Origin of the sequence: Paraburkholderia sp. J8-2, from assembly GCF_905220195.1 — a bacterium.
In the GTDB taxonomy this organism is placed as follows: Bacteria; Pseudomonadota; Gammaproteobacteria; order Burkholderiales; family Burkholderiaceae; genus Paraburkholderia.
In genome coordinates, this window is sequence record NZ_CAJMZA010000003.1 from 99126 (window position 1) to 121300 (window position 22175).

15 protein-coding genes, 2 tRNA genes and 1 pseudogene are annotated in these 22175 nt (G+C 63.7%); 12 read left to right on the plus strand and 6 right to left on the minus strand.

The window, feature by feature from the left end; genetic code table 11:
- Nucleotides 1-21: 21 nt before the first annotated feature.
- Nucleotides 22-1419: an MFS transporter gene (locus U5A52_RS09325; RefSeq protein WP_321934577.1), complete on the plus strand. Its 1398-nt coding sequence runs from the start codon at nt 22-24 to the stop codon at nt 1417-1419.
- A 106-nt stretch (nt 1420-1525) separates the two neighbouring features.
- Here the strand turns inward: U5A52_RS09325 and U5A52_RS09330 are convergent.
- Nucleotides 1526-2263, minus strand: a pseudogene (locus tag U5A52_RS09330) (AraC family transcriptional regulator); the annotation flags it as partial.
- A 239-nt stretch (nt 2264-2502) separates the two neighbouring features.
- Here U5A52_RS09330 and U5A52_RS09335 point away from each other — a divergent pair.
- From U5A52_RS09335 to U5A52_RS09355, 5 genes are read left to right on the plus strand one after another with little or no spacing between them, the layout of a single operon-like run.
- Nucleotides 2503-3747, plus strand: coding sequence for a sugar ABC transporter substrate-binding protein (locus U5A52_RS09335; RefSeq protein ID WP_321934578.1), 1245 nt, complete (start codon nt 2503-2505; stop codon nt 3745-3747).
- A 55-nt stretch (nt 3748-3802) separates the two neighbouring features.
- Nucleotides 3803-4744 (plus strand): sugar ABC transporter permease, encoded by a 942-nt coding sequence (locus tag U5A52_RS09340; protein ID WP_321934579.1) that lies wholly within the window; start codon nt 3803-3805, stop codon nt 4742-4744.
- The gene (locus U5A52_RS09345) at nt 4737-5678 is read left to right on the plus strand and encodes a carbohydrate ABC transporter permease (RefSeq protein WP_321934580.1); all 942 of its coding nucleotides are present in this window, start codon (nt 4737-4739) and stop codon (nt 5676-5678) included. The genes U5A52_RS09340 and U5A52_RS09345 overlap by 8 nt, the downstream gene beginning before the upstream one ends.
- A gap of 15 nt (nt 5679-5693) precedes the next feature.
- Nucleotides 5694-7667, plus strand: coding sequence for a glycoside hydrolase family 127 protein (locus U5A52_RS09350; RefSeq protein ID WP_321934581.1), 1974 nt, complete (start codon nt 5694-5696; stop codon nt 7665-7667).
- A gap of 6 nt (nt 7668-7673) precedes the next feature.
- Nucleotides 7674-8783 (plus strand): sn-glycerol-3-phosphate ABC transporter ATP-binding protein UgpC, encoded by a 1110-nt coding sequence (locus U5A52_RS09355; RefSeq protein WP_321934582.1) that lies wholly within the window; start codon nt 7674-7676, stop codon nt 8781-8783.
- Nucleotides 8784-8879: 96 nt separating this feature from the next.
- Here U5A52_RS09355 and U5A52_RS09360 read toward each other — a convergent pair whose 3' ends face one another.
- The gene (locus U5A52_RS09360) at nt 8880-9701 is read right to left on the minus strand and encodes a helix-turn-helix transcriptional regulator (protein ID WP_321908364.1); all 822 of its coding nucleotides are present in this window, start codon (nt 9699-9701) and stop codon (nt 8880-8882) included.
- 184 nt (nt 9702-9885) lie between these two features.
- On the opposite strand from U5A52_RS09360, the gene U5A52_RS09365 reads away from it, so the two are divergent.
- The 5 genes from U5A52_RS09365 (at nt 9886) to U5A52_RS09385 (ending at nt 17709) form a co-directional block, all read left to right on the plus strand.
- Nucleotides 9886-12111 carry a TonB-dependent siderophore receptor gene (locus U5A52_RS09365; RefSeq protein ID WP_321908362.1) on the plus strand — a complete coding sequence of 742 codons (2226 nt, stop codon included), beginning with the start codon at nt 9886-9888 and terminating at the stop codon, nt 12109-12111.
- Nucleotides 12112-12142: 31 nt separating this feature from the next.
- Entirely contained in the window at nt 12143-13048 is a 906-nt protein-coding gene (locus U5A52_RS09370) for an ABC transporter substrate-binding protein (RefSeq protein WP_321934583.1), read from the plus strand.
- An 8-nt stretch (nt 13049-13056) separates the two neighbouring features.
- A complete protein-coding gene (gene fhuB, locus U5A52_RS09375; protein WP_321934584.1) occupies nt 13057-15075 on the plus strand; it encodes a Fe(3+)-hydroxamate ABC transporter permease FhuB in 2019 nt (672 codons plus the stop codon).
- 21 nt (nt 15076-15096) lie between these two features.
- Nucleotides 15097-16770: a cyclic peptide export ABC transporter gene (locus tag U5A52_RS09380; RefSeq protein ID WP_321934585.1), complete on the plus strand. Its 1674-nt coding sequence runs from the start codon at nt 15097-15099 to the stop codon at nt 16768-16770.
- 87 nt (nt 16771-16857) lie between these two features.
- Nucleotides 16858-17709: an ATP-binding cassette domain-containing protein gene (locus tag U5A52_RS09385; protein ID WP_321934586.1), complete on the plus strand. Its 852-nt coding sequence runs from the start codon at nt 16858-16860 to the stop codon at nt 17707-17709.
- A gap of 178 nt (nt 17710-17887) precedes the next feature.
- On the opposite strand, the gene U5A52_RS09390 is transcribed toward U5A52_RS09385, so the two are convergent.
- Entirely contained in the window at nt 17888-18904 is a 1017-nt protein-coding gene (locus tag U5A52_RS09390; RefSeq protein ID WP_321908356.1) for a 1-aminocyclopropane-1-carboxylate deaminase, read from the minus strand.
- A 196-nt stretch (nt 18905-19100) separates the two neighbouring features.
- Here U5A52_RS09390 and U5A52_RS09395 point away from each other — a divergent pair, with 196 nt between their 5' ends.
- Complete coding sequence (locus U5A52_RS09395; RefSeq protein ID WP_321908353.1) at nt 19101-19601, plus strand: Lrp/AsnC family transcriptional regulator; 501 nt, start codon at nt 19101-19103, stop codon at nt 19599-19601.
- Nucleotides 19602-19725: 124 nt separating this feature from the next.
- On the opposite strand, the gene U5A52_RS09400 is transcribed toward U5A52_RS09395, so the two are convergent.
- From U5A52_RS09400 to U5A52_RS09410, 3 genes are all read right to left on the minus strand, one after another.
- Nucleotides 19726-19801: transfer RNA gene (locus U5A52_RS09400), tRNA-Ala, on the minus strand.
- 278 nt (nt 19802-20079) lie between these two features.
- A tRNA-Leu gene (locus U5A52_RS09405) sits at nt 20080-20164 on the minus strand.
- 132 nt (nt 20165-20296) lie between these two features.
- Entirely contained in the window at nt 20297-21994 is a 1698-nt protein-coding gene (locus U5A52_RS09410; protein WP_321934587.1) for a TonB-dependent siderophore receptor, read from the minus strand.
- Between the last annotated feature and the right edge of the window lie 181 nt (nt 21995-22175).

Consider the following 22175-nt stretch of genomic DNA (forward strand, 5'->3'; position numbering starts at 1 on the left):
CACGCGCCAGGGAGTTGAACGATGTTGCACAACGTGAACCATCTCCGCTGGAAGATCGTGGCCTTGCTCGTCGCGCCACTGACGTTCGTGATGACGCTCGACCGCACAGCCATGGCGGTCGCGGCCCCGACGATCCAGAACGAACTGGGCCTGTCGATCGTCGAGATGTCGATGATTCTCACGATCTACTTCTGGGCCTACGCAATCGGACAGATCCCGGCGGGCCGCGCTGCCGAACGCTACGGGTCGCGCAAGGTGCTGTTCGGCACGAGCACGCTCTGGTCGCTCATGATGATCGCCACGCCCCTGGGCGCCTCTTTCGCCTGGCTCTTCGGGTGCCGCCTCGTGCTGGGCGGGGCGCAATCGGCGGACTGGTCGAGCAGTGTCGTCGCTCTCAAGCGCTGGGTTCCGGCCAGCGAGCGCGCAAAAGGCAATGCCCTGCTGCTCGCGGGGCTTTATCTTGGCCCGATCGTTTCGGCGCCGCTTACGGCGTGGACCATCGCGCGGTTCGGATGGCATGCCGTTTTCTACGGATTCGGCGCACTGGGCCTGCTGCTCGGCGCAGTCTGGTGGTTCGGCTACCGCGACACGCCGGCAGCGCATCCGCTCATCACGAAAGCAGAGGCCGAGTACATTGCAGACGGCCAGCCAGCTGGGCACACCGCGGCCAAGGGGGCGCTCAGGCGCTGTCTGCGGCAGTGGCGCTTCTGGATTTTCGGTGTCCAGTACTTCCTGCTGGTGCTGATCCAGAGTTTTTATACGACGTGGCTGCCGACGTACCTCATGCGAGCGCGCGGGCTTTCGCTCAAGGCGATGGGTCTGTACGCATCGTTGCCTTGGGTGGCGGTGTTCGTGGCCGTGTTCGCCGCGGGGGCGTTCAGCGACTGGCTGCTCAGAAAGACCGGCTCGATCCATCGGGCGCGCACGCCCGTTGCGATGAGCGGATTTGTCGTGAGCGCACTTGCGTTGGCCGCAGCCTCGCGAGCGAGTTCGATTGCCGTGGTGATCGGCTTGCTGTGCCTGTCCTTTGCGGCGGTGGGATTCGTGCAGGTCGTCGTGTGGTCTGCCACGCAGGATCTCGGGCGCGAGTTTGCCGGCGTCATGTCGGGCTGGACGAACGTGTGGGGGGCGCTGTCGAACGTCGCCGGCCCCATGACGCTGGCTCTCATCGTCAAGGTCACGCATAGCTGGGGAAGCGGCATGATCGTGATCGGCGCGGCGGCGGCTTGCGGTGCGCTGCTATGGCTGTTCGTGCACCCCGAGCGCCCCTTGCTCGGCGACGACATGGACGGCCCGCCAGCCCCCGTTGAAACGAGCGCGACAACAGAGCCAGCCAGGGACGCGGCCGCTTCGCGCAACGATGCGCGCGAAGCCGATGCCAATGCCAATGCCGGGCAGGTATCCGAGCAGAACGGCTGAAACGTATCAGGCCGTGTTGACATGAACCCGCAAATGCAGCCGCCGGAATGCGTTCGGCGTCATGCCCTTTGCTCTTCTTGAAGAGCCTGCGGAAATATCCGCTGTCTTCGAATCCGCATTCGTAGGCGACCTGCGCGATCGTCAAGCGGTCCTCAGCAAGCACAATGGCAGCGTGCAGCATACGGCGTTCGTGCACGGCGTCGGTCAACGTACGGCCATACACGGCGCGATATACCCGTCCTAGATAATCCGCATTGCAGCCCAGGTGCGCCGCAATCGACGATGCGCTGATCGCCTCATGAAAGTGCGTGCGAATCCACCGGTCGGCGCTTGCCGCCAACTGCTGCGGCGCTCCGTCGACAGCCGTGGCCGCGACGCGCGAGCGCTTCAGTTCCCAGAGCATCTGCAGGATCGTGAGGCTGTCCGGCACCGGTTGGACGCCATAGATTTGCTGGTCGTTCAAGAGACGCTGGAACATGCCCGACAAATGATCGGGCCGCTCGACGCGCGCGTGCTGGGGAATCTCCAGCCACTCACGCGACGCCGAGCCGGGGGGCGGCGTTTCAGGCAGCGTGAAATGCACCCAGTAAAACTTGAGGTCGGGGGCGAACGGCGACGTGCCGCCGTGCAACCGGCCAGGCCAGAGCAACAAGGTTTCGCCCGCATTCACTTCGAATTGCCTGCCGTCCTCGTGAAGTTGCAGACAGCCCTGCCGCACATAAATCAGTTCGTGAGACTGGATTCTTCGCGACGGATGCACGCCCACGCCGCGCGAGACAAACAGACCGCCATTACTCGCTTCGAGAGGCGGCAACCAGGCCAGGCGGAGTGCGGAATCTGTCATGGGTAGAAAAGTCGGAATTGTCCTGTTTTACTGCGGATTCTTCATCTTGCGAGTCCAAACGTAGCGTGTCAATCTTTGCGCACCGGGCGTTCGCGGAGAGCCGGAAAAGGCCGCTGCAACGCACAAAGGTAGAAAAAAGCACATTTCCCAAAGTTTGGCGGCACGTACCAAGCGGCGATGCCAGCATGACGGCCAGCAAAACGTCGCAAAGCGCGTGTCGATGACAAGAGGAGACATCCATGATTCGATACAAGCGGTGGCTTGGACGGTTGGCATGCGTGGCATGGTTCGCCGCGACCCACGCACAGGCCGATGACGGCATTTCCTTTTGGGTACGCGCGTCGGATGCGGCGTTCGTCACACCGCTGGTCGCCACCTGGAATCAAGGTCATCCGACCAAAGTCAATTTGACCGTCATTCCGAACGACGACTTCGTCACCAAGTTCGGCACCGCTTCGGCCGGGGGCGCCGCGCCGGATGTGATCGCCATCGACCTGATTTTCGTGCCCGAGTTTGCGCGCGCAGGTCAGCTGACCGATATCGGCGACCAGGCTAAAAAACTGCCCTTCTACCAGAGCCTCAGTCCCTCTCATCTGCGGCTCGGTAATTACCAGGGCAAACAATACGCGCTGCCTTTCAGCGCGGAAAGCTCGATGCTGCTGTACAACAAGAGCCTCTTCAAGCGCGCGTGTTTGAATCCCGACCAGCCGCCGAAGACGTGGGCCGAACTCGAAGCCGACGCCAAAAAGATCACCGCGCTCGGCAACGGCATCAAGGGGTTCTATTTTTCCGGCGCGTGCGGCGGCTGCAACATCTTCACAATGACGCCCTACGTGTGGGCTTCAGGCGGCGACCTGCTCTCGGCGGACGGCAAGACCGCCACGTTGACTAACCCCGCGCTCGAAGGCACGCTCGCCATGTATCGGCGCATGTGGGAAGCGGGCGATATTCCGGCGAGCGCGAAAACCGACAGCGGCGCGAACTTCATCAATGCATTCCTCACCGGCAAGATCGGCATGGTCGGCTCCGGCGCATTTTCAATCGGCATCCTGAAGAAAACGCATCCTGAGATCGACTTTGGGCTCGCCTATCTGCCCGGACAGAATGGCGGCTGGGCGAGCTTCGCCGGCGGCGATTCGATCGCGATTCCGGTGGGCTCGCAGCACAAGCAGGACGCGCTCGAGTTCATCAAGTGGAGCCTTGGCGAGCAGGTCCAGGTCGATCAGTTCGCGAAGAACGGCAGCATTCCCGTGCGCGTCGACCTCGCCGACAACGCCTATAGCAAGCTCGACAGCCGCTATCTGCTGGCGGCCACGGCGATGAGCAAAGGCCGCACGCCGTACAGCACGAAGTTCAATCAGTTAATCAACGATCCCAACGGCCCCTGGCTCGCAATGATTCAGGAGGCGGTCTTCGGCAAGGGCGTCAACGCAGCCGTCACGACTGCGCAGGCACGCTTCACCGAGATCCTGAACGCCCAATAGCGCGTGATCACGCCTGATCACTGAGCAATCACGCCCAACAGGAGGCGCGAAGACGATGGACGTCCTCAACGATGCACCGCCCGGCGGCAGCCGTTTCGCGCTGCGCGCCAACGCTCGCAAGCAACGTGGAGGCGTCGGCCGGCGCGGCGCGGGGTACTGGTTCGTGCTGCCATGCCTCGCCTTCACGGTGGTGTTTTTCCTGCTGCCGCTGGCGATGACGATCGGCATGTCGTTTTACCGCTGGCCGCTGATGGGCGTCCCCTCGTTCGCGGGACTGCGCAACTATCTGGAACTGCTGCACGACGCGTCGTTCTGGGGCGCGCTGTGGTTTACGACCGAGTACACGCTGCTCGTGACGCCTGCCATCTTCGTGGTGGCGTTCCTGCTCGCGTTGCTCGTGAATCAGGCAAGCCGCTTCGTCGGCATCTTCAGGACGGCGTTCTTTCTGCCGGTCGTCATCGGCATGACGACGGCGAGCCTGCTTTGGGTCTGGCTGTTCAACGATCAGGTCGGCATCTTCAGCGCGATCCTCATGCAACTGGGTATTGTCAGCGAGCCGGTCCAGTGGCTCGGCGACACTCACTCCGCGCTCGCCTCGCTGATCGTCATGGTGGTGTGGAAAGCGTGCGGCTTCACCATGGTGATCCTGCTGGTCGGCATGCAGGCCATTCCGCGCGACCTGTACGAGGCGGCGCGCATCGACGGCGCGCGCTGGTGGGCGCAACAACGCTATATCACGCTCCCGATGATGCGGCGCACCTTCGCGCTCGCGCTGATCATGGCGGTGATCGGTTCCTACCTCGCATTCGAGCAGTTCTACGTGATGACGCGAGGCGGGCCAATGAACAGCACGATCACCGTGGTCCACTGGATCTATCGCGCGTCGTTCACGTATTTCAAGCTCGGCTACGGCGCGGCAATGTCGGTGGTGCTGCTGATCGTGTTGCTCGCGCTCAGCGTGATCCAGATGATTCTTCTGCGAGACGACGATGAGTAACAAGCTACGTTCCGCCGAAACCGGCTTCGTTCCCATGCCGCCGACTCCACTGACGTCCAGCGTGCCCGCCGTGGACTATGCGGGCCACGCGAGCCGGCTAAAGGCGCGGCTTTCGGTAGTGCTTTACTACCTGATTTGCGGCGTGCTCACCCTGATCTTTCTGTTTCCGATCGCCTGGTCCGCGCTGACTTCGTTCTATTCGCCCGCCGATGCGAGCGCATCGCCGCCGCGCTGGATTCCGTCGCGTCTGTCGTTCGAGAACTACCAGAACCTCGCGGGCTACGGTGAAGGGATCTGGCGTTATCTCGGCAACAGCGCGTCTGTGGCGCTGATGACGGTTGCCATGACGCTCGTGCTCTCGACGCTCGGCGGCTATGGATTCTCGCGATTCCGCTTCCGGGGGCGCAATGTCATCTTCGTCGTCATCCTGGCGACGCTGATGATTCCGTTCCAGTCGATCCTCAACCCGCTCTTCGTGCTGCTGCGCTGGATGCATCTGCAAGGCACGCTGTTCGGGCTCGCGCTCGTCTACACGACGTTCCAGTTGCCGTTCGCCGTGTTCATGATGCGCAACTCGTTCGACTCGGTTCCGCTGGAAATCGAGGACGCTTCGCTAATCGACGGATGCAGCTCGCTCCAGTCGCTGCGCATGATCATGCTGCCGCTGGTGCTGCCGGGGCTCGTGACGGCTGGGCTGTTCGCTTTCTTCGGTTCCTGGAACGAACTGCTGGCCGCGCTGATCCTGCTCGGCGACGCCAGACACTACACCCTCCCCGTCATGCTCCTGAACGCGCAAAGCGGACAGCTCGGGGCGATCGACTGGGGGCTCATGCAGGCCGGCATCACGATTTCTATCCTGCCGTGCGCGCTTCTCTTTCTGCTGCTGCAGCGCTTTTACATCAACGGTCTGATTGCTGGCGCGGTCAAGGCATAACCCTCCCCATACATCATGAACGACACCAGAACCTTGCGACAGCCTGTAGTAGTCGATTCCGCTTCCACGCGCTACGCGCGCATCAAACCGGTTGCCGTCACGGCGGTCGAGCTGCTCGGCGACTTCTGGGGGCGACGCTTTGCGACGAACATCGACAAGACGTTGCCGAGCCAATGGGACCTCCTTGAAAGCACGGGGCGGCTGAACAATTTCCGCCGCGTGTCCGGCGACTACGATGGCCCTTTCGAAGGCATATTCTTCAACGACTCCGACCTGTACAAGTGGCTCGAGGCGGCGTCGTGGGTGGTGGCGCGCGGACCGAACGCGCTGCTTGAAAAACGTATCGACGAAGGCATCGCCCTGATCGAACGCGCGCAGGACGACGACGGCTATATCGACAGCTATTTCAGCGTGGAGCGCAAGGCGGAACGCTGGAGCAACCTGCGCGACCTGCACGAGATGTATTGCGCGGGCCATCTGATTCAGGCCGCGGTGGCGCACCACCGGGCAACCGGAAAGCGCCGCTTGCTGAACGTGGCGATCCGCTTCGCCAACCTGCTGTGCGATCGCTTCGGCCCGGAAACAGAAGGCAAGATCGAGGCCATCGACGGGCACGAAGAGATCGAAATGGCGCTCATCGAACTCGCGCGCGAAACGGGCAACGACCAGTATCTCGCGCTGGCGCGTTTCTTCATCAAGGCGCGCGGTCACGGCCTGCTCGCGGGCGGCCGGTTCGGCGACGCCTATTTTCAGGACGACGTGCCGTTCGACCAAATGGAGACCCTCGCCGGGCATGCGGTGCGCGCCTTGTACATGGCCTGCGGCGTAACCGATCTCTACCTGGAGACCGGCGAAGCCGGCCTGCTGCCAAGGCTCGAAACGCTGTGGGACCGGCTCGTCGCGCATCGCATGTATATCACTGGCGGCGTTGGCGCACGGCATGACGGCGAGTCGATCGGCGCGGACTTCGAGTTGCCGAACAGCCAGGCCTATACCGAAACCTGCGCGGCGATCGGCAGCATGATGTGGTGCCACCGCATGCTCGCCGCAACGGGCGAGGCCCGCTATGCCGACCTGTTCGAATGGACGCTGTACAACGGCATGCTGCCGGGCTGGTCGCTCGCTGGAGACGCGTATTACTACGTGAATCCGCTGGAGGACGACGGCGGGCATCGCCGGCAACCCTGGTACTACTGCGCATGCTGTCCGCCAAACGTCGCGCGCACGATTGCGTCGCTGCCCGGTTATGTCTATGGGACGGATGCCGACTCCATTTACGTACACCTGTATATGGAAAGCGACGCGCGAATCGACTTCAACGGGCGCACGGTGGAACTGCGTCAGCGCACGCGGTATCCGTGGGACGGCGCCGTTGAAATCGCCGTCGATGGTCAAGGCGAGTTCGCGCTGAAGTTGCGTGTTCCGGGGTGGCTCAACGGCGCGTCCGGTTTCGTGACCACTCGCGAAGGCGCTGCAGCCGCCACGCAGCCGAGTCCGTCGATCGGGTTGAGCGTGAACGGCGTTGCGATCGAAGCCACTGCGCACGCGCACGGCTACATCGTGATCCAGCGCCTGTGGCAACCCGGCGATGTGGTCCGCCTGACGCTGCCCATGGCCCTGCGCGCCTGGCAAAGTCACCCGAAGGTGCCCGACAATCGCGGCCGGATCGCGCTGAGTCGCGGGCCGGTGCTGTATTGCGTCGAACGCGCCGACATGCCGGGCGTCGATCTCGACGAGCTATACGTCGACCCGCCATTACTCGAAGCGCAATGGCGGGAAGCGCAACTCGGGGGCGTGGTGGTGCTCGAGGGCAGCGCGTACAAACGCGAAATCGGTGCGGACTGGACAGGCGCGCTTTACCGGCCGCTGACCGAGGCCGCCGATACCGCGCCGAACGACCATGCCACCCTGATCGCGATTCCTTATTTTGCGTGGCACAACCGCGAAAGCGGACCGATGAAGGTCTGGTTGAACTATCGAGGGGAATGAAGCGACATGGGACGGGTACAACTGCACAACGTCAGGAAGCAATACGATCACCACGAAGTCATCGGCAACCTGAGTCTCGACATAGCGGACGGCGAGTTCGTCGTCTTCGTGGGCCCGAGCGGCTGCGGGAAATCGACCTTGATGCGGATGATCGCGGGCCTCGAGGATATCAGCGGCGGCGACCTGACGATCGACGGCGCACTCATGAACGACGTGCCTCCCGCGAAGCGCGGCATCGCGATGGTGTTCCAGTCGTACGCGCTGTATCCGCACATGACGCTCTACGACAACATGGCGTTCGGCCTGAAAATCTCCGGCGCGAAGAAGCCGGAAATCGACTCGGCCGTGCGCAATGCGGCGAAGATCCTGCACATCGACCATCTGCTCGACCGTAAGCCGAAGCTGTTATCCGGCGGGCAGCGCCAGCGCGTCGCGATCGGCCGCGCGATCACGCGCAAGCCGAAGGTGTTCCTGTTCGACGAACCGCTTTCGAATCTCGACGCCGCGCTGCGCGTGAAGATGCGCCTCGAATTCGCGCGTCTGCACGACGAACTGAAGACCACGATGATCTACGTGACGCACGACCAGGTCGAGGCGATGACGCTGGCCGACAAGATCGTCGTGCTGTCGGCGGGCAACCTCGAGCAGGTCGGCAGCCCGACGACGCTGTATCACGCGCCGGCGAACCGCTTCGTTGCCGGCTTCATCGGCTCGCCGAAGATGAACTTCCTGGAAGGCGCCGTGCAGGCTGTGTCGCGCGACGGCGTGACCGTACGTTACGAGACGGGCGAAACCCAGCGCGTGTCGGTCGAACCGGGCGCGGCGAAGGAAGGCGACAAGGTGACAGTCGGCATTCGTGCCGAACACCTGCATGCGAGCACCACCGGGGACGGCACCCAGGCGCGCACGATGACCGTCGAGTCGCTCGGCGACGCCGCGTATCTGTATGCGGAGTCGCGCGTTGCTCCAGACGGCCTGATCGCACGCATTGCACCGCTCGAGCGGCACGAGAAGGGCCACGCGCAAAAGCTCGGCGCGAAGCCCGAGCATTGCCATCTGTTCGACGGTGAAGGGAAGGCGTTTCAGCGCAGAAGTGAAGGCGCGCTAGCGGCGTGACGATGAGGGTGCAGCCCGCGGGTCGAAACATGCGCTGAACCGCAAGCGTTTTGCTTGCGCCGCCGCTCGGTTCAGCTGCATCCGGCGCGCGTTCGGCTATTGCGCCTGATGCACTGTCACCTGCTCCAGCCCGCTACGGTTGCGCAGGAAACGTTGGGGCGTTTCCCCCATCGCGCGCCGGAACATCGTAATGAAGGCGCTGGAGTTGCGGTAGCCGAGTTCGGTGGCGATGGTGGAAACCGCCATGCCCTTGGCGAGCCGCGAGATCGATTCCACCAGCCGCAAGCGCTGGCGCCATTGGCCGAACGTGAGGCCAGTCTCGTCCTTGAAAGCGCGCTCCAGCGTGCTTTCGCTCGCGCCCACGCGCATGCCCCAGTCGTTGAGCGGGGTATTGTCGGCGGGCGCGTCCATCAGCTGGCCGCAAATCTGTTGCAGGCGGCGGTCCTTCGGTAGCGGCAGCAGCCCTTCGGAAGCCAGCTGCGCCTCGCGCATCTCCTGCAGCAGAAGCGGGTCGATCAACCCGGAGCGGCGCTCGGGATGGCCGTTCTGATGATCGAGCGCGAGCGCGCTCACCAGCGCATGGAGCAGCGTCGAAATCATCAGCACGTGGCAGCTCGGCTCCTCGCGCGGCGCGACGTCGACTTCGAAATAGACCGTGTACATCTCCACCTGGCTAACCGCCTGCAACTCGTGCGCAACGAGCGGCGCGATCCACAAGCCGCGGTACGGGCCAAGTGTCCACGCGCCGTCGGGCGTGATGACGCGCAGCACGCCGCGCGTCGTGTAGACGAACTGCGGTTGCGTGTGCGAGTGCCAGCTTTCGCTGTCGCCGGCTTCGAAATCGCACCGCCTGGCGATGACGGGACGCTTGAGATATCGCCGCTGCGTACCGGTGATGCGTTGCCAGATATCGGTCATTTGTGAGTCTTTTGAGGATATACGGCAAAACCGTCAAATTTCGACGGTTTCGCGTAGCGAATTGACAGGACGTCTGCGCCGCTCCGACCGTATTCTATCGTCCGCCTGCTGATTTATAAATGACAATCGAAATGATTCGCATTCGTAATTTGGCGAGTCTTAAATCTTGAACGGGGTACGTGGGATGAATCGGGGATGGATCGGAAAGTCGTCGAACGACAGCAACATCGAGGCATGCGAGGCGAAGCGGATCAAGATGCGCACGATCACGGCGGTCGTGGCGCTCGCGATCGCGAAGATCGCCAGTGCGCAAACAGCGGTGGCGCCCGTGGCGGCGTCGGACGCCGCTGCGCAACCGGGCCAGCAACTGCCGGCCGTCGTCGTGCAGGGCGCGCGTCAAAGCGAAACGGCCACGGGTCCGGTGGTGGGCTATGTGGCGAAGCGCAGCGAGACCGGCACCAAGACCGACACGCCGATCATCAAGGTGCCGCAGGCCATTTCGGTCGTCACGCGTGACCAGATGGACGTGCAGGGTGCACAAAGCGTGGCGCAGGCGCTGCGCTACACCTCGGGCATCAACCCCGAACAACGCGGCACCAATACCGATTCGCTCGAATACCTCTACGCACGCGGTTTCCTCGTGGACGAATTCTGGAACGGCCTGCGCACGCCGGGCCCGAACGGCGGCTTCGGCTTCAACGTCACGAGCTTCGATCCGTACATGTTCGAGCGCATCGAGCTGCTGCACGGTCCGGCTTCGGTGTTGTACGGCCAGGGCTCGCCCGGCGGCACGGTCAATCTCGTGAGCAAGATGCCGACCGACACGCCGTATCACGAAGTCGGCCTGGAAACCGGCAGCTATGGCCGCATCCAGGGCTTCTTCGATTTCAGCGGCCCGGTCGACAAGGACGGCACCGTGCTCTACCGCCTGACCGCCGACGGCTTCAACACCGGCACGCAAACCGACTACGTGAACCAGCAGCGCTTCTCGATTGCGCCGACCATCCAGTTCCGCCCGTCGAAGGACACGACGTTCACCGTCTTCGCGAACTATCAGGCGGACCCGGAAGCGGGCATCTACAACTCGGTGCCGTACACGTGGCAAAGCCGCAGCCTCAATCCGGGCGAGCCGACGTGGGACAGCTTCCGCAAAACGCAGATGTCGATCGGCTATCAACTGGAGCACCGCATCGACGACGTGTGGTCGTTCAAGCAGAGCTATCGCTTCCTGCGCAACACGCAGACGATCCAGTACGTGGGCAACGACGGCTTCAAGTCGGGCACCGACACGCTCGCGCGCACCGCGTATCTGAACTACGGCAGCGTCAATTCGCACACTGTCGATAATCAGCTGAACGCGAAGTTCAATACGGGGCCGGTCAAGCAGAACGTCACGGTCGGCCTCGATTACCAGAACATGCAGTTCGACCATTACTTCTATGGCAACCTGACTTCCACGCCGGGTCTGCAGGAAAGCAACCCGATCTATGGCCAAACCATTCCGTATCCGAACTTCATGTTCTCGACGTCGAACGCCACGTCGATCAAACAGCTCGGCGCGTATGCGCAGGATCAGCTGGACATCGGCAAGTGGTCGTTCCTGCTCGGCATCCGCGAGGACTGGGCCAACGAAGACGTGACCTCGTACAAGACCGGCGCGACGACCACGCAGTTCAACCGCGCGTTCACGTGGCGCGCGGGTGGCGTGTACCAGTTCGACAGCGGCGTCGCCCCGTACGTCAGCTATTCGCGCTCGTTCCAGCCGCAGGTCGGCACCACGTACAGCGGCGAGGCGTTCGCACCGCTCACGGCCGAGCAGTACGAAGTGGGCGTGAAGCTGCAGCCGAAGGGCTATAACAGCTTCGTCACGGTGTCGGCGTTCCATATCACCCAGAACAACGTGCAGACCAGCGACCCGCTCCACAGCGGCGCCAGCGTGCTGACGGGCCAGGTGCGTTCGCAGGGCTTCGAAGTGGAAGGCCACGCGAGCCTCTCGAACAACCTGCAGCTGATCGCGAGCTACACCTACACGAACCTGCTCAACACGAAAAGCAACACCGCACTCGACAAGGTGCCGGTGGGCATTCCGCGCAACACGGCTTCGCTGTGGGCCGATTACACGGTCTCCGCCGGACCGCTCGCGGGGCTGCTGTTCGGCGGCGGCGTGCGCTATATCGGCGGCTCGTATGGCGATACGGCGAACTCGTTCATGACCTCGTCGGCCACGCTCGTGGATCTCTCGCTGCGCTACGACCTTGGCCGCCGCTTCTCGAGCCTGCAAGGCTGGACTACGTGGCTGAACGTGTCGAACCTGCTCGACCGCAAGTACTTCGCCTCCTGCACGGGCGCGAACTACTGCTACTGGGGGCAAGGCCGTCTGCTCACGGCGGGAGCGAAGTACCAGTGGTAACTCAGCCCTTCCTCTTTTCCGATCCGATGCAATGAAACGCAGGACCTTGCTCGCCGCGCTGTTGGGCGGCGCTTGTCTGAACGTCGTCAGCCTCGGCGCGCGCGCGCGGACCACCGTGCCGCGCCGCGTGATCGTGCTCGACTGGGGCCTGGCGGAGCTGACGCTCGCGCTCGGCGTGGTGCCTGTGGGTATGGCGAACACGCCGGGCTTCCGGCGCAATTTCACGGCATGTCCGCTGCCCGATTCCGTGGTCGATCTGGGGCTGATGTTCCAGCCCAACATGGAACTGATGCTGGCGCTCAAGCCCGATCTCATTGTCATCACGCCCGCGCATGCTTCGCTGCGCGGCTCGCTCGAGCGCCTCGCGCCTACCGTCACGCTCGGCCAGTTCCGCGCGAGCCCGACGCCGTATACGGACGCCTGCGGGGAGACGATGCGCCTCGCGCATCTGTTTGGCCGCGAAGCGCAAGGCGAAGCCGCCGTGGCGCAATCGCGGCGAGCGATCGCGCAGGCGCGCGCGCGGCTCGATGCGCTGCCCGCGTATGCGAACGCAGGCGGCGGCGCGCCCATCTACATAGCGCGCTTTGTCGACGAATCGCGTCTGCGCGTGTTCGGCACGCATTGCCTGTTCGGCGAGTTGCTCGCGCAACTGGGCCTGCGCAACGCGTGGGGCGGCGCGGCGGCCGTTGCGATGATCGGCTTCGATGCGCTCGACGCTAATACGCGCGCGACGCTCGTGTACATGAAGCCGTTGCCCGCCATGACCGCGACGATGATGCAGACGAGCCGCGTCTGGCAGGCCATGCCGTTCGCGCGCACGGGCCGCATGACGGGCATGGCCGAGGTGCCGCCCGAGGGCGGCATTCTGAGCGCGGCGTATTTCGCGCATGCGCTCGTCGATGCGCTGGCTGCCGCGCAAACACCGGAGGCAGCATGAGGGACGCCATGACTACGCCCTTCGTGCCGCTGCGCCGCACGCCGCTATTGCCCGTTTGCGCGCTGTTCGCGCTCGCGGCGCTGTTGTTCGCGCTGCGCCTTGACGCCCGGCTCTCGCCCGCGTTCTGGTGGCAAGCGCTCGTCGCGCCCGAGAACACGAATGTGGCGCAACTGCTCGCGCACTACAGCGATTTTCCACGCGTTGCCGTCACGCTGCTATGCGGCGCGGCGCTCGGCCTCGCGGGCGTCGCGACGCAGCAGGTTCTGCGCAATCCGCTCGCCGAACCGATGACGCTCGGCGTCTTTTCGGGCGCGTGGCTCGCGCTAGCGCTCGCCACGGTCTACGCGCCTTTCCTGCTGGCGGGTGGCCGCGATGCGGTTGCGCTCGTGGGCGGCGCAGCGGCACTCGCCGCGGTGTTCGTGCTGGCGGCGCAGCGCGGCATGTCGCCGCTCGCGCTGATCCTCGCGGGCATGATCGTGAATCTTTGCGGCGGCGCGTTCTGTCTGGCGCTGGCGATCTCGCACTACGATCTGCTGAGCGGCCTGCTGGTGTGGGGCGGCGGCTCGTTCGCGCAGCACGACTGGCGCGTGGCGCTGGCGCTTGCGGCGCGCTTCGCGCCGTGCGCGCTGCTCTTGCTGCTGTTGCTGCGGCCAATGGCCGTGTTCGATCTCGGCGAGACGGTGGCGTCGAGCCTCGGCGTCTCGCTGCAGGCCACGCGCGGCATCACGCTCGGGCTCACGCTGCTGATCGCCGCCTTCGTGGTGAGCGCCGTGGGCGTGATCGGCTTCGTCGGGCTTGCGGCGCCCGCCGTTGCGCGGCTCGCCGGCGCGCGCCGCCTGCGCGAGCGTGTGATGTGGTCGCCGCTGATCGGCGCGGCGCTGCTATGGCTCGCCGATCAACTCGCGCAACTGTGCGCGGCACGTTTCGGCATGGCAATACCTACCGGCGCGATCACCACGCTGATCGGCGCGCCGCTTCTGCTCGCGATGCTGCGCCGCCTGCGCGGCCGCCCGGATCTCGCGCAAACGACCCCACACCCTGGCGCCCCGCTCTCGCCGCGCGGCCTGCGGCGCGTCGCGTGCGCGAGCGCGCTGGCCTTGACGTGCGCGGCCGTGCTCTCGCTCACGCTCGGGCGCGGCCTCGCGGGCTGGCATCTGAGCCATGTACATGAAGCCGCGGCGCTGCTGTTTCTGCGCCTGCCGCATGTCGCGGCGGCGGCCGGCGTGGGCGTGCTGCTCGCGCTCTCGGGCGGCATCGTGCAGCGCATGACCGGCAATCCGATGGCGAGTCCCGACTTGCTCGGCATCTCGGCGGGCGGGGCGCTCGGCTTGACGGGCGCGCTCTTTCTCACCGCGCACCCGGGGCTGCCGACCTTCCTCGCGTGGTGCGCGGCCGGCTCGATGCTCACCCTGTGCGCGCTCGTGCTGATCTCGCGCGCCTCGTCGTTTTCTCCCGACACGCTGATTCTCGCGGGCATGACGCTGAGCGCAGCGTTCCAGGCCGTCTCCGTCATCGCCATTTCGAGCGGCGATCCGCGCGTCATCATCCTCTACAACCTGCTGGCGGGCTCGACTTACAACGTCGGGCCGTGGATGGCCGCGCTGGTAGCGGCGTGCGCGTTGCTCGCGCTCGCCGCCGTGCCGCTGTGCCGCCGCTGGCTCGAAATCTTGCCGCTCGGCGATGCGGTTTCGGCAGGGCTCGGCGTGCGCATTGCCGGGGCGCGTTTCGGTCTCTTGATGCTGAGCGCGCTCTTGAGCGCGGTCGCGACGCTCGTGATCGGACCGCTCTCGTTTATCGGCCTGATGGCGCCTCACATGGCGCGCATGCTCGGCATTCGCCGCGCCATGCCCTTGCTGTATCTCAGCGCGGTGTTCGGCGCGGCGCTGATGATCGGTTCGGACTGGCTCGGCCGCTGGGTGCTGTTTCCACAAGAAATGCCGGCTGGCGTGATGGCCACGCTGCTCGGCGGACTCTATTTGATCCTCACAATGTTCCGGCACCCGGCGCAAGACCGGTCCGGTTCCTGACGCACTGTCTCAGGGAAACTCATGTCCATGCTCTTGAAGCTCGCGCGCAATTCACGCTCGACCTTGTTCGTTGCGCTCGCTACCAGTCTCGTCAGCGGCTTTGGCAATGCGGGCCTCGTCGCGCTCATCAACCAGGCGCTGTCGGCGTCCGTCGCGCAGCTCGCGCACCTCGGCTGGCAATTCGTCGTGCTCGGCGTGATCGTGCTCGCCACGCGCACGCTCTCGCAGACGCTCTTCATGGACCTCGGCCAGCGCGCCAAGGCGAGCCTGCGCATGCAGACGATCCGGCGGCTCGGCGACGCCTCGTTTCGCCATCTGGAGCAGCAAGGCGCGGCGCGCTCGCTCGCCGTACTCACGCAGGACCTCGACGCCATCGTCATGCTGTTCGTGCGCATGCCCGCGCTCGCCATGCAGAGCGCGGTCATCATCGGCTGTCTCGCCTATCTGAGCGTGCTGTCGTGGCAGATTCTGCTGGTGGCGATCGTGACGATCGGCATCGGTGCGGCCGGCTTTCGCGTTGCCAACAGCCGCGCGCTCTTTCACCTGCGTGCGTCGCGCCAGCGCGAGGACGATCTGGTGCGCCACTTCCGCGCGCTGTTCGACGGCGCCAAGGAACTCAAGCTGCATCGTCCGCGTCGCGCCGCTTTCATCAACGACACACTGTTCACCAACGTCGAAGCCGTGCGCGTGCAGCGCACGCGCGGCTACGTGCTCTACGCGGCGGCGGCGAGCTGGGGCAGCTTCATCCTGTTTGCGTTCATCGGCATGACGCTATTCGTGGTCGTCCGCGTTCTGCCCGTGAATACGCACGTGATGTCGGGTTACGCGATGGTGTTTCTCTACATGATCATGCCGATCGAGTCGCTGCTCTCGGCAATTCCGAACATCAGCACTGCGCGTGTGGCGCTGGAGCGTATCGAGGCTGTGAACGCCGAACTGCCGCTCGAAAACGGACTCGATGCGCCGGTGAAGGGCACCTTCGAAAGCATCGTGCTCGACAGCGTCACGCATCGCTACTTCCGCGAAAAAGAGAATGAAGTGTTCACGCTCGGACCGGTTAACCTCGCGTTCAAACCGGGCGAACTGGTCTATCTGATCGGCGGCAACGGCAGCGGCAAGACCACGCTCGCGAAGATGATCGTGGGGCTTTACGCGCCCGAAAGCGGACGTATCGTGCTCAACGGCGCGAGCGTGAACGACACCGATCGAGACAGTTATCGACAGCTGTTTTCGGTGGTGTTCAGCGACTTTTTCCTGTTCGACAGCCTGCTTGGCATCCGCTTTGACGGGCTCGATCAAACGGCGCGAGACCTGCTCGTGCATCTGCAACTCGATCACAAGGTCAGCGTCGAGGACGGCGCGTTCTCCACGCTCGAACTTTCGCAAGGCCAGCGCAAGCGGCTCGCGCTGCTGGTGGCGTATCTGGAGGACCGGCCGTTCTACCTGTTCGACGAATGGGCCGCCGATCAGGACCCGCACTTCAAGGACGTGTTCTATCGCAAGCTGTTGCCCGAGTTGAGGGCGAAGGGCAAGACCGTTTTGGTCATCACGCACGACGACCGATATTTCCATCTCGCCGATCGCTATATCAAGCTCGACTATGGCCAGATCGTGGAAACTGGCGCGGGTGCGGATTTGAGCACGCGCTACACGGGAGCAGGAAAAGACACGGATGTACCGCTCGCCGCTCGTTGATCAGTCATGCCAATTAATACCAATGAACAATCGCTATCGAGTATCTTGCCAATGAATTCTCCAACGCCTTTGCCGACGAATTCGCCCATGAAGCTTTCGCACGAGAAGGCGCTGCACGAAGCGCAACCCGTTCACCGTGCCGCGCGTGCGCACGATTGCGAGGCGCAGGCGCTTTTCACCCTGGAAGACGTCTCGTTCGACGTGGGTGGCCGCACGCTGCTCAAGCCCTTGTCGCTCACGCTCGTGAAGCGTCGGATGTATGGTCTGATCGGCCACAACGGCTCGGGCAAATCGACGCTTGTGAAGCTGCTCGCGCGTCAGCAGCGGCCCGGCGCGGGCACGCTCACGTTCGCGGGCCGGCCGCTCGCGCAGTGGGAAAGCCGTGCGTTCGCGCGCAAGGTCGCTTATCTGCCGCAACAACTGCCCGCCGCAGACGGCATGACCGTTCGCGAACTCGTCGCTCTCGGACGATATCCGTGGCACGGCGCGCTCGGCCGCTTTTCGCGCACCGATGCGCAGAAAGTGCTGGAAGCCATGGAGCAGACCGACATGGTGCGATTCGCCGATCGCGCCGTGGACAGCCTTTCCGGCGGCGAGCGCCAGCGCGCGTGGCTTGCGATGCTGGTCGCGCAGGACAGCGATTGCCTGCTGCTCGACGAGCCGATCTCCGCGCTCGACATCGCGCACCAGATCGAGGTGCTGGCGCTCGTGCGGCGACTGAGCGAGGAGCGCGGCATCGGCGTGATCGTGGTGCTGCACGACATCAACATGGCGGGCCGCTTCTGTGACGAACTCATCGCACTCAAGGGCGGCAGCCTGCTCACCCATGGGCCGTCCGCCGAGCTGATGCGAGCCGACACGCTGAGCGCGATCTACGGCATTCCGTTGGGCACCGTTGCGCATCCGGACGGCGGCACGCCGATCAGCTTCGCGCGTTGATGCGGCAATGCGCGAAGCCCTCCCCTGAAAAAAAACGCCGGGCTAAAAGCCCGGCGCGAAGTTCGCAGGAGAGGCAAGAGGGCCCGGCGCTCCCACGACGTGTAGGGCGCCCATTGTCGTTGCGATTGGCCCGGCGCGCCGTGACCAAAATCAAAGACCGTGGCACCGCCACGCCGCGTTAGCCGTCGCGGAAGATAAAGCTGTACGCGCTCAAAGCCGGCACGCCGCCCAGATGCGCATACAGCACCTTCGACCCCGGCTCGAATTCACCGCGGCGCACCTTGTCGATCATGCCGTGCATCGACTTGCCCTCGTACACGGGATCGGTGAGCACGCCCTCCAGCCGCGCGCACAAACGAATCGCCTCCAGCGTCCCTTCGTTCGGCAAGCCGTATTCCGGGCCCGCATAACGCGTGTCGAGAATCACGTCTTTTTCGCCGATGTCGCGGTTGAGATCGACGAGCCCAGCCGTATGACGCGCAATACGCGTGATTTGCGCGTGCGTCTTCTCCGGCGTAGCCGAAGCGTCGATGCCAATCACACGATCTGCACGGCCATCTGCCGCGAAGCCGACCACCATGCCGGCCTGCGTGCTGCCTGTCACCGAACACACGACGATGTAGTCGAACTTGAAGCCCAGTTCAGCCTCCTGCGCCCGCACTTCCTCGGCAAAGCCCACGAAGCCGAGTCCGCCGAGCGGATGCTCCGAGCAGCCCGCCGGTATCGCATACGGCTTGCCGCCAGCCGCGCGCACGCTCTCGAGCGCTTCCTCCCAACTCGGTCGAATACCGATGTCGAAGCCGTCCGGCACGAGCCGCACGTCCGCGCCCATCATGCGCGACATCTGGATGTTGCCAACCCGGTCGTAAACGGCGTCGGAATAGTTGACCCAGTTCTCCTGGACCAGCACGCACTTCATGCCGAGATGCGCGGCGACGGCCGCAACCTGACGCGTCTGGTTCGACTGGATGCCGCCAATCGAAACCAGCGTGTCGCAGCCTTGCGCGAGCGCGTCGGGAATCAGGTATTCGAGCTTGCGCGTCTTGTTGCCGCCGAAGGCGAGTCCGCTATTGCAGTCCTCGCGCTTCGCGTATAGCTCCACCTTGCCGCCGAGATGCTGGCTCAGGCGCTTGAGCGGCTGGATGGGTGTGGGTCCGAACGTCAGTGGATAACGGGGGAAGCGCTGGAGGTTCATCGACTCTCTCCGGAAGGTCGGCTCATGCGAAACGGGATCAACGGTCGGAACAGGCCATCGCGTGGGCCATCCGATGGAGAAATGTTAGGCGCGTTGCCACGAAATGAGCTTGCTAAAAAAATAACGTCGACCTACGTTTAGAGCGATCTCCCCGGTTCCTGGGCATTTTTAGTTTGTAAAACCATCGAAGGACGCAATGAAATTAACCCGGCAGTCTCCCGCTACGCCCGATAGCCCGCCCGCCCTCGATCGCATCGATCGCGCGATCCTCAGGCATTTGCAGCAGGACGCATCCATTTCGAACGTCAGCCTCGCAGCCAAGGTAAAGCTCAGTGCGCCCGCGTGCCTGCGGCGTGTGGAACGGCTCAAGGAGTTGGGACTGATACGCGGAATCGTCGCATTGCTCGATCCCAAGGCGCTCGGCGCGGGCATGCTGGTCGTGATCGGCTTCGTGCTCGACCGCTCGACGCCCGAAGCGTTCGCCGCATTCGAGAAAGCGGCGCAGAAGGTTTCAGGCTGTGTGGAATGCCACGTCGTGACCGGCGAATTCGATTACTTCATGCTGGTGCGCACGCGCGATAACGAAAGCTTCAACCAGTTGCACGCGGAGCAGTTGCTGTACTTGCCGGGCGTGCGGCAGGTCCGCAGCTTCATGGTGCTCAAGGAGATTCTTTCGACGCATGCATTGCCGCTATGACGGCAGACGCACGAATGCGATCCAGTGCAAAGGATGCGTGAGTCTCGGCGCAACGTGGGGGATGTGAATCAGGATGATGCAGCAACCTGCCTGCTGCAATGTGACCGAAGGCCACGCGTTCTGTTGGTGGAGGTAAGCGGGATCGAACCGCTGACCTCTTGCATGCCATGCAAGCGCTCTCCCAGCTGAGCTATACCCCCATTCAGAACGGCTTCTGCGCCAGTGGGATGACGCAGAATCGAACACGGTCAGCTAATGGACCTGCCCGAAGAGCGGCGATTATATACGCCGCCCGTGCAACCTCGCAAGCACTCCGAGGAACACCGTGCGAGACGCGATGGAATCTCGATCGCCACCCTTTGTCCGCCGACAAGCCCGTTGCATTGGACTCCTTATCAATTCCGCACCAAAGCAAAAAGCCGGCTTATTAGCCGGCTCTCTCGCCTGATTCGCAGCGCATGCGCGCGAATGCAAATTCTGGTGCCGACGGCGAGACTCGAACTCGCACAGCTTTCGCCACTACCCCCTCAAGATAGCGTGTCTACCAATTTCACCACGTCGGCATTCCAATACAACCCGGGACTTTCGATCCCGTTTCCTCTTGCCTCTTGGGCTCGAAGGGTCGCCATTGTATCGACTCGTCGCGCATTTTTGAAGACCCTGCGCGAAGTTTTTTTAAAGCGCTGCTCCCACGCTTAAAACTCCAGCGTTGAAGTCAGTTCGAGTATGCGTCCGAGTCCCACGCCCAACTGATTCGACCCTGCTGCACTCCAGTAGCGCCGGTTGGCCGCATTCTCCAGATTCGCCTGCACCGAAACGCGTTTGCCGTACACGCGCGTCGCGTAGCGCACGCCCGCGGTCAACAGCGTATAGCCGCCGATCTGCGCCTGATTCGCGTTGTTCACCTCGCGCGGCCCCACATAGTAGATGCCGCCGTTCACCGAAAGACCCGCAAGCACCGGCACACGATATTCAGCGAACAGGCTCGCCGTGACGTGCGGCGTATTCTCGGGCGTCTTGCCGACGAGCGTCGGGTCGGAGGAATCGATCTGCTTCGCGTCGAGATAAACGGCCGATGCGGTGACCGAGACGTCCTTCGTCACATCGCCCTGCACCGAAAACTCCACGCCGCGATAACGCGCGTTGCCGTCCATCACATAGACATTGTCGGCATTCGTTTCTGCGCTGGCCTGCTTGAGGTTGAAAAGCGCAAGCGATACGAGCGTGTTGCCGGCGAGGCGCGTGCGCACGCCCACTTCCTGCTGCCGGCTCACTGCCGCGGGCAGGATCTGATTTGCGTTGACCGCCGTGGCCGGCGCGCTGCCCGCCGATTCAAGCGCTTCGACATAGCTCGCGTAGACGCTTGTCTGCGGCGTGATGCGGTAGGTAATGCTCCCCGAAGGCGAGGTGTGGTTGATGTCGGAGCTTGGCGTACCGGCTTGCGAAGTCATGTACCCGGAGCGGCGCACGCCGGCCACGACCTGCAAACGCGGCGTGATGTCGATCTGGTCGAACACATAGATGCCGCTGTTGCGCACGTGCTGCGCGTAGAACTGGCGCGCGCTGCCGCTTTGCTTGAGCGTCGTGATGTCGATGGGATCGTAGAGGTTCTGCGCCGCCGTGTACGTGTACGTCGTGAAGTCCGGCTGAAACAGCCAGTTCTGCACGACACCTGTGGTGACCGTATGCGTGAACGGCCCGGTTTTGAAGTCCCCGTTCACTTCGAGGCGCACGTTCTTGTTCTCGTACATCTGCCCGAACTGCTGGCTGCCTTGCAGCGTGCCCGCGCCGGTCGCGACGTCGTACTTCTGGAACACCCAGGCCCAGCGGTCGCGCCGCGTAATCGACTGGCCGAGCGAGAGCATCGCGCTCCAGTGGTCGTTGAACGCATAGTCGGCGCGCACGAGTTGCGACGTCGCGCTCGCCTTGGTCGGCCGGTCGTTCGGCACGAGCAGCTTCGAGGGGTCGGGCATGGCCGGCAGCGTGATCTTGCCGTTCACGGCGGTAAGCGGCGCAATGCCCGCTTGCTCGACAATGCTCGTTTCGATGTGCTCGAGATCGTATTGCAGCTTGAGCTTGTCGTTCACGCGCCAGTCGAGCGCCGCGCTCACGAACTTGCGGTAGCCGCGGTCGCCGTCAATGGGTGTTTCGACGTGCTCATCCATTGCGTTCACGCGTATGCCGAACTGGTCGCTCGGGCCGAAGCGGCGCGCGATGTCGGCGGCGGCGCCGATCGATCCGTTCGAGTCGCCGAGCACCGACATGCTCGTGACAGGCTCGCTGCCCGCGCGCTTGAGCACCATGTTGACGATGCCCGCCGGCGCGCCAAAGCCGTAGTACAGCGCAGACGCCCCCTTGAGCACTTCCACGCGCTCCTCGTTCTGCATCGGCATCCAGATGGCAAGCCTGGCGTCGATAGGGCAAACCGTATTTTTGCGGACAAGCAGGGCTTGTCCTGGCTGGAATCAGACAAGGCCAGTCAGGCCGGCTTCCTGGCCCCGGTTATTGCGAAAAATGCTTGTTCTGCAAGAAAAGCACGCGTGGGTAGAGGTTGTTTGCGCCTGATCCAGGTTA